5 protein-coding genes are annotated in these 12,890 nt (G+C 64.6%); 2 read left to right on the forward strand and 3 right to left on the reverse strand.

What is annotated here, in order from left to right; all coding sequences use genetic code 11:
- Nucleotides 1-204 precede the first annotated feature (204 nt).
- Both V5F89_RS06690 and clpB read left to right on the forward strand, forming a co-directional pair.
- Nucleotides 205-1,662 (forward strand): ATP-binding protein, encoded by a 1,458-nt coding sequence (locus V5F89_RS06690; protein WP_338447462.1) that lies wholly within the window; start codon nt 205-207, stop codon nt 1,660-1,662.
- A 390-nt stretch (nt 1,663-2,052) separates the two neighbouring features.
- On the forward strand, nt 2,053-4,632 hold the full coding sequence (clpB, locus tag V5F89_RS06695) for an ATP-dependent chaperone ClpB (RefSeq protein WP_338447463.1): 2,580 nt from the start codon (nt 2,053-2,055) through the stop codon (nt 4,630-4,632).
- Nucleotides 4,633-4,720: 88 nt separating this feature from the next.
- On the opposite strand, the gene V5F89_RS06700 is transcribed toward clpB, so the two are convergent.
- The 3 genes from V5F89_RS06700 to V5F89_RS06710 all read right to left on the reverse strand — a co-directional run bounded on the left by V5F89_RS06700 (nt 4,721) and on the right by V5F89_RS06710 (nt 12,853).
- A complete protein-coding gene (locus V5F89_RS06700; RefSeq protein WP_338447464.1) occupies nt 4,721-7,648 on the reverse strand; it encodes a TonB-dependent receptor domain-containing protein in 2,928 nt (975 codons plus the stop codon).
- 383 nt (nt 7,649-8,031) lie between these two features.
- Nucleotides 8,032-9,516, reverse strand: coding sequence for a 2OG-Fe(II) oxygenase family protein (locus V5F89_RS06705; protein WP_338447465.1), 1,485 nt, complete (start codon nt 9,514-9,516; stop codon nt 8,032-8,034).
- A gap of 478 nt (nt 9,517-9,994) precedes the next feature.
- Nucleotides 9,995-12,853: a TonB-dependent receptor plug domain-containing protein gene (locus V5F89_RS06710; RefSeq protein WP_338447466.1), complete on the reverse strand. Its 2,859-nt coding sequence runs from the start codon at nt 12,851-12,853 to the stop codon at nt 9,995-9,997.
- Nucleotides 12,854-12,890 lie beyond the last annotated feature (37 nt).

Genomic DNA, 12,890 nt, shown 5'->3' on the forward strand with positions numbered 1-12,890 from the left:
AACGATTCGCAAAAATACTGCGGCGATCCTAGGCGCAGGGCCGCGATTCGCCACGCTTTTATCGGCAAACTGCATGGATCGGGGGACCGGGGGGAACGCGGGCCGCGGATCGCCGTGCCCTGTGCGCGAAGGACGCAAATACCCTCGGGATAACTTGCCGCCGCCCCTTCCTGCGCGCGGATTCGGCCCGCTACCCCGCAGGCCGTGAAAGCGCAGATCACCATAGGCCACGATGCGGGCGGGGCGCCGGTCGAATTCGACGTGGAGGAGCTGCTGGCCACGCGCCTGCTCGTTCAGGGCAATTCGGGCAGCGGCAAGTCGCACCTGCTGCGCCGCGTGCTGGAAGAAAGCGCGCAGATGGTGCAGCAGATCGTGATCGACCCGGAAGGGGACTTCGTCTCGCTCGCCGAACCGTTCGGCCATGTCGTGATCGACGGGGCCGCCTATTCCCCGGCGGAGATCGAGGCGCTCGCGCGCCGTATCCGCGCGCACCGGGCCTCGGTCGTCCTCGCGCTGGAGGGGCTGGAGGTGGAGCAGCAGATCCGCTGCGCCGCCCAGTTCCTGACCGCGCTGTTCGATGCCCCGCGCGAACACTGGTATCCGGCGCTGGTCGTGGTCGACGAAGCGCAGATGTTCGCCCCTTCGGTGGCGGGCGAGATCGCCGAGGATACCCGGCGGATGACCCTGGGTGCGATGACCAACCTTATGTGCCGCGGGCGCAAGCGCGGGCTGGCCGGCGTCGTCGCCACGCAGCGCCTGGCGAAGCTGGCGAAGAATGTCGCGGCCGAAGCGTCAAACTTCCTGATGGGGCGCACCTTCCTCGATATCGACATGGTGCGCGCGGCGGACCTGCTGGGAATGGAGCGGCGGCAGGCCGAGCGCATCCGCGAGCTGGAGCGCGGCCATTTCCTCGCGCTCGGCCCGGCGATCAGCCGCCGGCCGCTGGCAGTGAAGATCGGCCCGGTCAAATCGGGCGGCGCCGCGCGCAAGGACGGGCTGATGCCGCTGCCCGAGGCCGCGCCGGAGGAGATGGAATCGCTCCTGCTCGGCGACCTGGCGGACGAGGCGGCGAAACCCGCGCCGCCTGCATCGCCCCCGCCGCCGGCGCCCGCACCCGAACAGCTCGTGGAAGCGATGGCCGCGCGCGAGGCGGCGCCCGCCGCCGATCCGGGCGAAAGCGCGCCTGCCGCCGACGCCGAAGGGGAAATCGGCGCGATCATCGCGGCCATGGCGCGCGAGGACGGGGCGACGTTCCAGTCCGCCTCGGCGCTGTTCCAGGGCTTCCTGCTCCGCTGCCGCAAGCAGCGGCTGGTCGGCCCGCTGCCGGACATGGCCGCGTTCCGTCGCCGTTTCGCCATCGCCAGCGCCGGGCTGGACCGGCTCGACGATCCGGCGCGCGCCCGCATCCTCGCCCTGGCCGAGGCGGTGCCCGACGACGTGCTCGCCCCCTATCTGGCGATCGCCGCCGCCGCGGCCGAGGGGCTTTCGGCGCCGGACGACGAGGAGCTGGCGCGCGTCTACGGCTCGAACTCGCCCGGCCGCATCCGCCGGCTGCTGGAGCATATGGAGCGGCTCGGCCTGGTCGTCGTGCGGCAGGATTTCGGCGGCGGCCGCACGCTGATCGTGCCGGGGCTGGAGCCGGCCGCGAGCGGGGACGCCTAGGGCGGGCTGCGCTCACAGACTCCCTGCCATCCCCGAGTCCCCGCGAAGGCGGGGACCTCAGGCCGCTGGCGCTCCGTCTGCGGCGCTTCTCGGCCCCGCCGCTTTCAAACACGCGAAGCGCCAGCGGCCGGAGGCCCCCGCCTTCGCGGGGGCTCGGGACGAGGAGAGGTGCCCTCTCGCGCAAAGCCCTTGGCGCCCTGCGCCTTCGTGAGCGCGGCCAAGGCATTGCCAGCTTCACCTCTTCAGAAAAATCACTTGACAAAATGAACCATATAGGTTATACACTGTCCCGTAGCCCGCAAACCGTCTTGCAAAATTTCCCGCGGCACGTTCTTGTGTTGCAAAGGCGCAACACCATATCCGGCCGGTATTCAGCATGAGGGATCACCGATGAATCTCGAAAAATTCACCGATCGCGCCAAGGGTTTTCTCCAGTCGGCGCAGACCATTGCCATCCGCATGAACCATCAGCGGATCAGCCCCGAGCACCTGCTGAAGGCCTTGCTGGAGGACAACCAGGGCATGGCCTGGCAGTTGATCGCGCGCGCGGGCGGCGATCCGCGGCTCGCGGTCGACGAGGTCGATGCCGCGCTGGCGAAAGTGCCGGCGGTGTCGGGATCGGGCGCGCAGCAGACGCCGGGCCTCGACAACAACGCGGTTCGCCTGCTCGACCAGGCGGAACAGCTGGCGACGAAAGCCGGCGACAGTTTCGTGCCGGTCCAGCGCATCCTTCAGGCGCTGGCGCTGTCGACCGACAATGCCGCGGGCCGCGCGCTCAAGGCGGCCAATGTGGATGCCAAGGGGCTGGAAGCCGCGATCCAGGACGTGACCGGCGGCCGCACCGCCGACAGCGCCGGGGCGGAAGAAAGCTACGACGCGATGAAGAAGTATGCGCGCGACCTGACGCAGGCCGCGCGCGACGGCAAGCTCGACCCCGTGATCGGGCGCGACGAGGAAATCCGCCGCACCGTGCAGATCCTCGCCCGCCGGACCAAGAACAACCCCGCGCTGATCGGCGAGCCGGGCACCGGCAAGACCGCGATCGCCGAAGGGCTGGCGCTGCGCATCGCCAATGGCGACGTGCCCGACAGCCTGAAGGGGCGCACGCTGATGGCGCTCGACATGGGCGCGCTGATCGCGGGCGCGAAGTATCGCGGCGAGTTCGAGGAACGGCTGAAGGCCGTGCTCGACGAAGTGAAGGGCGCCGAAGGGCAGATCATCCTGTTCATCGACGAGATGCACACGCTGATCGGCGCGGGCGCCAGCGAAGGCTCGATGGATGCGTCCAACCTTCTCAAGCCGGCGCTCAGCCGCGGCGAGCTGCACTGCATCGGCGCCACGACGCTCGATGAATACCAGAAGTATATCGAGAAGGATCCGGCGCTCCAGCGGCGCTTCCAGCCCGTCTATATCGACGAGCCGACGGTGGAGGACACGATCTCGATCCTGCGCGGGATCAAGGACAAGTACGAGCTGCACCACGGCGTGCGCATCACCGACGGCGCGATCGTCGCCGCGGCGCAGCTTTCCAACCGTTACATCCAGAACCGATTTCTGCCCGACAAGGCGATCGACCTGATGGACGAGGCCGCGAGCCGCATCCGCATGGAAGTGGAAAGCAAGCCCGAGGAGATCGAGGCGCTCGACCGCCGGATCATCCAGCTCAAGATCGAGGAGCAGGCGCTGGGCAAGGAAAGCGACCAGGCCTCGAAGGATCGGCTGGAGGCGCTGCGCGGGGAGCTGGCCAATCTCGAGCAGCAATCGGGCGAGCTGACCGCGCGCTGGCAGAACGAGCGTGACAAGATCCACGCGGAAAGCCGGCTGAAGGAAGAACTCGACCAGGCGCGGATCGAGCTGGAGCAGGCGCAGCGCGCCGGCGACCTGGCGAAAGCGGGCGAGCTTTCCTACGGCCGCATTCCCGAGCTGGAAAAGCAGCTCGCCGAGGCCCAGGGCCATACCGAGAATGCCCTGCTGCGCGAAGAAGTGACCGAGGAGGACATCGCCTCGGTCGTCAGCCGCTGGACCGGCGTGCCGATCGACAAGATGATGGAGGGCGAGCGCGAGAAGCTGCTCCAGATGGAATCGATCCTCGGCAAGCGGGTGATCGGCCAGGAACAGGCCGTGCAGGCGGTGTCAAAGGCCGTGCGCCGCGCGCGCGCCGGCCTGCAGGACCCGAACCGGCCGCTCGGCAGCTTCCTCTTCCTCGGCCCCACGGGCGTCGGCAAGACCGAGCTGACCAAGGCGCTGGCCGGGTTCCTGTTCGACGACGACAACGCGCTGGTGCGGATCGACATGAGCGAGTTCATGGAAAAGCACGCCGTCGCCCGCCTGATTGGCGCCCCTCCGGGCTATGTCGGCTACGAGGAAGGCGGCGTGCTGACCGAGGCGGTGCGGCGCCGGCCCTATCAGGTCGTGCTGTTCGACGAGGTGGAGAAGGCGCACAACGACGTGTTCAACGTCCTGCTCCAGGTGCTCGACGACGGGCGCCTGACCGACGGGCAGGGCCGGGTGGTCGACTTCTCCAACACGCTCATCATCCTCACCAGCAACCTCGGCAGCCAGTTCCTCACCCAGATCGAGGACGGGCAGGGCGTCGAAAGCGTCGAGCCGCAGGTGATGGACGTGGTGCGCGGGCACTTCCGCCCCGAATTCCTCAACCGGCTGGACGAGATCATCCTCTTCCACCGCCTCGCGGCCGAACACATGGCGCCGATCGTCGATATCCAGGTCGCGCGCGTGCAGAAGCTGCTCGCCGACCGCAAGATCGAACTCGACCTGACCGACGCCGCCCGCCGCTGGCTGGGCCGCGTGGGCTACGATCCGGTTTATGGCGCAAGGCCCCTGAAACGCGCGGTGCAGCGCTATCTGCAGGACCCGCTGGCGGAGAAGCTCCTGGCGGGCGAAGTGCCGGATGGCGCGACGGTGAAGGTCGACGAGGGGGATGGGGCGTTGGAGATGGTGGTGGGGTAGGGGGCTCCGACGGCGCCCGCACTCCACAAAAAAGGGCCCCGGTTTCCCGGGGCCCTTTTCTTTGTGCGCATTGGGCGCTTCGGTTCGATCAGAACTTCTTCGAAACGCCGATGCTAAAGCGACGACCCACGTCATCATTCTCCGAACCGGGAATGATGTAACCGTAGTACTTCTGGCCGATCCGGTCGAACAGGTTGGTCACCGCGAAATTGAAACGGAAGCCGTTCTCGGTTTCGAAGTACGTGTTGAGATTGACGGTGACGTAATCGTCCAACTCGTCGATCTCACGCGTATCGTTCGGGCTCGGCCCGCGGTCAAACCGCGAATAGAGCTGCTCGCCAGTGTAGTTGGCGAAGATGCCCATGCCCCAGTTGTCGAGCGAGTAGATCAGGCGCGCCTGGCCCGAAAACTCGGGGTCGCCGCGAATCCCATCGGAGCGCTGCGGGGCAACGCCGGTGATGTCTTCAATCCGACGCTTTACGTAGAGCATGTCGCCGCCAATCCGGATCGAGCCCGGCAGGCCCAGACCCGAGAGATCGGTACCGTAGTCGAGCGCACCGGTGATCCCTTCGAAGAGGATCGACTGGCCGTTCACGAAGCCGGAGACGACCGCCGGGTTCGACGGATCGTTCGGAATCTGGCCGTCCGGACCGAAGCCCAGCGCTTCACAGAAGCTATTGCCGTTTACCGGATCGCTGGCATCGAAGTTCTCGTTGTCGAAGCACCCGCTCGCGAGATCGGCAGCCGCCAGGTTCGCGATCGGTCCGTCGATCTCGATGTCGATGTAGTCGGCGGTGATCGTCAGCCCCGGCACGAAGCGCGGGCGGACGATAACACCGAACGTGAAGCTGTCAGCCTTCTCGTTCTCTAGGTTCGGATTACCGCCGTTGAGGCCGGCAACCGAGGCCTGAGCCGCCAGGAGGGTGTAAGTGGCCGGATCATTGCCGGTGGCCGCCAGGAAGGCGCTGCAGTTGGCCGAGCGCGTTTCGGGAACGGGGCCCGAGTCGATCGCCGATGCGGTACACAGGTCGGGCGGTCGCACGAACGTGGGGCTCTGCGGCAGGAACAGCTCGGTAATCGCCGGCGCACGGAACGACCGGGTGAAGTTGCCGCGGAACTGCACATCACGGATGGGAGCGATCGTGCCGCCCACGGCGTAGGCCGTGAAGCCGCCATTCACGCTGTTATCCACGTAGCGGATACGGCCGAATGCCTCGGCGCTGTAGAGCAGCGGGATGTTGTTCTCTGGCCCGGCAAGCGGAACCAGGATCTCGCCGAAGACTTCCTTGACGTCGTAGCTGCCCGAAATCGCTGCCACGGCCGCGCCGCGGCCTTCACCATTGAGGGTGAAGCTGGAAGGCGTGAACGCCGCGCTTTCATCGCGATATTCGAAACCGACGTTGAAGCCGATCGGTCCGGCCCAGAGATCGAAGAGATCGCCACCGACGTTCGCGTTGAAGACGATCTGACGAATCTTGGCGACTTCGACCACGTCTTCGCTGATGTAGTCGAGGGCGGCCTGGCTGGCCACGCCGACACCGAGAAGGTTCAGCGGAACGCAGTTCGGGTCAGCGACAGGTTGCACGGCCTGGCTCGGTGCCACGGGGACGGCCGGCGTGGTCGTGCAGACGGCGTTTCCATTGACGTCCGTGGTGTAGCTCACGGCGTTGATGAAACGCTGCTGATTGATTTCCCGACCGAAGTTCTCGATCTCGTTCTCGCCGTAGTTGAAACTGGCTTCGTAGTTCCAGCGACGGTCGAACAGGCCACCGAAGTCGCCCCGCACGCCCAAGACACCGCGCTTCAGTTCGCTTTCGGTGATGGTGCCGTTGTCGAACAGGTCCTCGTTCGAACGCGACACGTTGAACGACGTCAGCCCCAGGTCGGTGAGCGTCTGGCGCGCCTGGTCGGTCAGGAAGGGATTGGTCGCAACGTCATAGGTGAGGCCGCCACTGACCCCCGGATCGAACACGAACGTGTTGAACGACGGGTTGTTGCCTTCCTCGATCGAACGGCTCTTGTAGTAGAGACCTTCGCCGAAAAACTCGAGGCCGGGTACCAGTTCGTAAGTCAGGAACAGGTTGCCGGTGAAACGTTCGAGCGTCGCGGTCAGGTTCGTCTGATCAGCCGTGTCGTAAGCTGTCGGGCTGAGACCGGTGCCGAAGAACCCGGTGAGGTTCGTGCCCGGGAAGATGTTGTCGATGATGTTCCCGTCGCGGCCGAAGGCCAGGCCGAAGCCGGCACTGGTGATAACGCCGCCGGTGGAGAGATAGGGCGACATGACGTTCGGGAAAAGAACGCGTGCCGGCACGCCATCGTCGGGGCCGGTGTTGCAGCCGATGTTGGGATTGATCCGCCCGTCGTCCGCAGGCTGGTCGCTACCGGGGGCGCAGTTGTTATTCAGGAAGCCGACGTTGTCGCGGACGTGCTGCCGTTCGGAACCACGGATTCCGTCCGCATCGTCGTAGGACAGGGCGACGGTGACGTTGCCGCGGTCATCGTCGAAGTTCTGCCCGAAGACGCCCGAAACGTTGTAGTTGAACCCGTCGCCGCGCTCGGTGATTCCGGTGTTTGCCGAAAGCTCCAGGCCTTCGTACCGGTCCTTGAGGATGATGTTGACGGTGCCGGCAATGGCGTCGGAACCATAAACGGGCGCGCCGCCGACAAAGACGTTGTCGATACGCTCGATCAGGACGGTCGGGATGATGTTGAGGTCGACCTGAACGCCGGGGCCGCCGGCCGAAAACAGCGAAGGCAGGTTGGACGAAACGACGCGGCGGCCGTTCACCAGGCTCAGCGTACGGTTGGAACCGAGGCCGAACGTGTTGACGAAGTTCACGCCGGCGCCGAAGCTGGCCTGGTCGCCGCGCTGGGAGACGCTGCCACGAAACTGCGGAAGCTCGTTGAGTGCGTCCGCGGTGTTCGTGATGTTACGGGCCTCGTAGTACTCGTTGGAGAGCGAGGTGGTCGGCTCCGTGCCGACGATCTCGGGCCGCCGGATGCGCGAGCCCGTCACGACGATGGTCGCCTCTTCGGCCGCTGCCGGGGCTACCAGGTCTTCGGCTTCCTCGTTGACTTCGGCATCCTGCGCGAACGCGGGCGTTGCGAATGCGGCGAGCGACAGGGCTGCCACGCCGACGCCGGCGAACAGACGTGCCTTGCCGCCAACTAGTCGTGGATATTTCATGCTGTTCAGTCCCCCTGATGCGCCGAAGGAATGGCGCGCTGGTTAGGTCGTCAAACATGCCGGACGCACGAAGCTTTCGGCCTGTTCAGAAACAACCGATGCGATAGCATGGGATTGGTCGCAAATGAAAACAGGTTACCTCCGAAACGTTCGCGTCGCGATGTAGCGAAAATGCAACAGTCGGCCGCCATCGAATGCAGTTTTCGACGGCGTTACTCACCGTGATTCGCAGGGGGTGGGGCCGGAGCTATGTCAAAGGCGACAGTGAGGCGCTCTCCCCCATCGATGGGGCGTGTGCCGTGCCAGGTTGTCGAAGGAAACAGCACCAGCCTTCCCGGAACGGGCTCGATCAGGCGCAGCGGTTCCAGCGCCAGATCGAGCTCCTTCGGTGGTTCGCCGAGCGATAGCCATCCCGCGTGCGGATCGTCGGCTGCGCTGTCGGGCGTCACGAAATAGAGTGCCGCGCTGATCCATCCTTCGGGATGAACGTGGTTCGCATGATAGCCGCCGCCCTGCAGGCGCACCGACCATGAGCCGGCTATGCGGGGGCGGGATGGCTTGGCGGCCAGGACGGGATGCGTTCGATCGTCGACCAGGGCGGCCATGTAGAAGGCCACTTGGCTTACGATCGCCTTGCGCAAGGCCACGATCTCGGGTTCGGTCCGGGCAAGGAGCGGCCCATCGGTCTGCGTACCCTGGCGAACCGACTGGCCCAGGTGTGCCGACCGGGTGCGGTGCAGGCCTCGCAAGAGTTCCACCAGCCTTTCGAGTTGTTCCCCATCGAGCAAGGCGAAAGTCTGCACGAGATCGGGTCTGTAGAACCACTCTGCGCGACTGTCGCCCAGAAGGCGCCAGGCGGTGCCCAGCCAGGACCACACATGGTTCGAACCCGGAGCATCCAGCAAAGCCTCGCCGATGGTCGCCGCGGTTTCCGGTCGGCCGCAGCGCAGATGATGGCGCATCGCGTGGCTTGCCAGTTCCGGGGAGCTGGTGGGCAGGATCGATGCGAACAAACTGTCGGCTTTTGCCGACTGGCCAAGTTCGGACAGGGCAATGGCCTTGTAGATGGTGAGACCGTCGCTTGCACCCAAGGCGCGTTCGCAAGCCTCGGCGAAGGCGGCAAGCTCGGCGAATTGCTGGCCGCGGTAGAGGATATCGAGCCGCGTCGCGCGAAGCTGGGGGTCGCGCGGATACTGGCCTATCGCGGCATCGAGCGTCGCCAGTTGTTCGTCGGCGCGCCCTTCTGCAACAAGCATTTCGGCAAGGTGCTTGTGACCGTCGGCCCAGCGGGGGTTGGAATGCAGAAGCGTGCGGAGTTCCTCTATGGCTCGCCCGGCCTGGCCTTCGGCCGACAGCGCGGCAGCCCGCCCAACGAGGATCGTGCCGTCGGCGGGGGCCAGGGCGAGCGCTGCGTCGTAAAGATCGACGGCTGGCCGGCCCGCCTCAAGCGTAGCGCGCGCCAGCGCATGGGCGGTGACCGCGCTTGCCGCATCGAGCTGGAGAGCCCGAGAAAAGGCGGCGATCGCCTGTTCGGTTTCCAGCTCAGCACGGTGGAGCGTTCCGAGTGTGTGCCAGAGACGCGAGTTGTCGGGTGCCTCGTCGAGCCGCCTTTCCAGCCGAGCGATCCATTCGCGCGCATCGCCGGCGTTGCGCGCGGCAATCGCGGCCCTGATCAGGTGTTCGTCGCCGGTTGGCAATTCAGGACCATTTTGAGAATGCCCGATCTTGGCTCACCCGCCCGAATCGCCCCCGGGATCGATCAAGCCAGCATCCTGAATGTCGGTCGCCATCCTGCGAGACTGCCGACCCTGTTCTTCCCACTGTGCCAGGGTCATGCAAATGCGTTTGCGTTTGATGCGCGAACCCGTGACCTTGAGCCGTCGGCATTCGACCGTGTTCGGATCGGCCTTTTCGTCGTTCGCCTCTGCGGTTGCCTGAGGCGAGCTCTGAGCGAGAACGACTGGCAAGATCGTCGCACCTGTTGCCGATGATGGTGTAGCCAACGCTGCACCCATAGCTCCGAGCACGGCGAGACAAGTCGAAATTCGCACTAGTTCCTCCCTCGATGAGAACGAGAATAAACATATCGGGGGCGACTGCGCTTGTCACGACGCAAAAAGAAAACGGCGGGCACAAGGCCCGCCGTTCCGCTTCTTGCCGTCGTTATGCTTCTGATCAGAAGCGAAGACGTGCGGTAACCGAAAAACGGCGTCCCAGCACATCGTAGGTCGACGGATAGGTGTTGCCCGAGTTCTGGGCGGTCGTGCCGATATACGAGCTGACGTTCGGCGGATCCTTGTCGAACAAATTGAACACACCGAAGGTGAGGTCCATATTGTCGTTGACATCGGCCCGGACGTTCAGATCGAAGTAGTGCGCCGACGGGATCTCCAGATAATCCTCCAGAATGCCGTCAGTCGACAGCCCCTTCTCGTACACGACCTTGTCGATCCAGCGCCAGCGCAGCGAGATCGCGCCGAAGTCATCCACATTGGCGGTAACGCGTCCGTTGGCCGTCCATTCGGGAACGATTTCGCCGTTGAAGAAGCTGCAGTTCGAGCTGTACTGACCGACGCATTCCCGGCCATTGAAGCTGATCTGGTCCACCCAATTCATACCAAAATCGAAGTCCAGACCGCCGAAGCCAGTCGGCATGCCGTAGGTGATACGGGCATCCACGCCGCTCGTCTTGATCGTGCCTTGGTTCGTGAGAGCGAGGAGTAGGCCGGTCGTTTCGCCACCACCGTTGAGCGAGCCGTTGAGTGGGTTGCGCCCGACGAGCGCACATTCCGGAGCCGACGGGTTTGGCGAATCGAAGTTCGGGCCGAAGCACGGATCGAGAATGTCGTTCGTGGTCGGCGTGGTGATCGCGTCCTCAATCTTGATGTTGTAGTAGTCGGCCGTGATCACCAAACGCGGCACGAAGCTCGGCGTGAGAACGACGCCGAGCGTATAGCTCTTGGCCGTTTCGACATCGAGATCAGGATTGCCGCCGCTGGTCGCGTTCACCTGACCAGCGGAAGGCGCCGGGATCGAGCCGATCGAGCTGGCCGGGGCGCCCTGAGCCAGACAGATGCTGCGCAGGGTTGCGTCGTTGGCCGGCGCGGCGCCCTGACAGGGATCGTTAGCCAGAGTGGCGAGGCCCGTCGTGACCGGCAGGAACAGCTCCGCGATGTTCGGCGAGCGAACGGCTTTCTGGTAGATGCCGCGGAACTTGAAACCGTCGAACGGCTCGATGCTGCCACCGGCCTTCCAAGTCAGGCTGCCGCCCGTATTCGAATAATCCGAATAACGCAGACCGGCCTCGATCGTGGCGCTGCGGATGAAGGAATCCTCGATCAGCGGGATGATAACCTCGCCAAACACTTCCTTGACGTCGTAGCCGCCCGAATAGCTGGGCGACGGTGCGCCGGTGCCCAGAACTTCGTCCTGCGTACCGAAGGAAACGTCCGAGATCTGCGACGCGGAATAGTCGCGGTACTCGGCGCCGATGGCGATGCCGATCGGCGTCTGGGCGCCCAGGAAGCCTTCTTCCGTCAGGTCGCCGCTGATGCTGCCGCTGACCACGGCGAGTGAAGTCGAGACGGTATTGCCGGCCGGCTGATTGATGAACGCTACGGTTTCCGGCGAAATCGACTGGCCGTCACCGAACAAGTTGATCGGAACACAGCCATTCGATGCATCCGAACAGGTATTGGCATCGTTGGCACGAAGAGCCTGTTGGACGCGCGACTTGAGGCCCCAGTTCTGGTTCCGCTGGTTACGGTCGGATTCGCCGTACGTGCCGTAAACGTCGTATTCGAGTAGCGACGTCAGGTTGCCACGAACACCAGCCCAGACTTGGAACTGATTGGTGGTATAGTCGGTCTGACGCGGCCCCATCTCGACAAGGCGGCGATTGATCGTGGTCGGCACTTCCATGTAGTTCGGATCGTTGGGATCCGTGGCGGCGCCAGCCGCAGCGCAAGTCGCCGGGTCGATGTCGTTCTCAGCGCAGATGCTGTTGCGGATCGAGTCGGTCAGAAACGGGTTGTTCAGCGGGAACTGGTAGGCATCGCCAAACAGGCCCGAAGGCGCGAGTTGCAATTGCACCGTTGCCTTTGTGAACATGCCTTTGGTGTAAAGCTCGACGCCGTCGGTCACTTCGTAGCTCCCGGTGGCGAAGACGTTGAACCGCTCCAAAGGAGTCTGGAAGTAGTTGAACGGAGCGAAGTTGAAGGTGTTGTAGGTGTCAACCAGCGTGCCCGTCTCGGGATCGTACTGGTCGCCATTGATCCGGGTCGGGACCGAGGTGCCCGAACCGATTTCCTGACCGCCGACGAACAGCGTCTTGCGCGAGATTTCGCGATCACCTTGCAGGACCGGGTTGACGTTCTGGTAACCCAGGCTCAGCGCGACGTTGCCGCGGCCATCGTCGAAGCCGGCACCCAGCGTGACGTCGGTGCGGAAACGACGACCGTCACCGCGTTCCGTAATCCCCATCGTGCTGGAAATCTCGGCGCCCTGGAAATCGTTCTTCAAAACGAAGTTGGCAACACCTGCGATCGCGTCGGCACCATAGACCGACGAAGCGCCACCGGTGACGACTTCGACCCGCTCCACAAGGGCAACGGGGATGATGTTAAGGTCGGTCGTGCTGGTCAGCGTGCTGGGCACCACGCGCGTGCCATCGAGCAGCACGAGGTTCCGGTTCGTGCCCAGGCCGCGCAGGTTCAGCGCCGCGAAGCCGCCGCTGCCATTGTTGACGTTATTGCCGAAACCCGGGACCACGCCGGGCAGGTCGACCAGCAGTTCTTCCGCGTTGGTCGCTTGGTCAATCGCGATGTCGTCGGCCGAAACGACCTGGACCGGGCTCGACTGTTCGAGGTTCGGATTGGTGATGCGCGAACCGGTGACGACGATCGTCGGACCGGTCACGGGGGTCGTGGCCGCCGCTTCGCCCTCGGCATCCTGCGCGAACGCCGGAGCGCTCGACAGGGCAAGGCCGAGCGCGAGAGGCGCTGCACTGGCCTTGAGAATGGTTGAATTCTTCATGAGATCTCTATCCCCTTTGGATCCGCCCGATTGCGGA

Origin of the sequence: Pelagerythrobacter marensis, assembly GCF_036700095.1 — a bacterium.
GTDB classification, from domain to species: Bacteria; Pseudomonadota; Alphaproteobacteria; order Sphingomonadales; family Sphingomonadaceae; genus Pelagerythrobacter; species Pelagerythrobacter marensis_A.

Coding starts and splice junctions, on each gene's coding strand:
- clpB (WP_338447463.1), top strand. CDS start 2,053: ATGAATCTCGAAAAATTCACCGATCGCGCCAAGGGTTTTCTCCAGTCG.
- V5F89_RS06710 (WP_338447466.1), bottom strand. CDS start 12,853: ATGAAGAATTCAACCATTCTCAAGGCCAGTGCAGCGCCTCTCGCGCTC.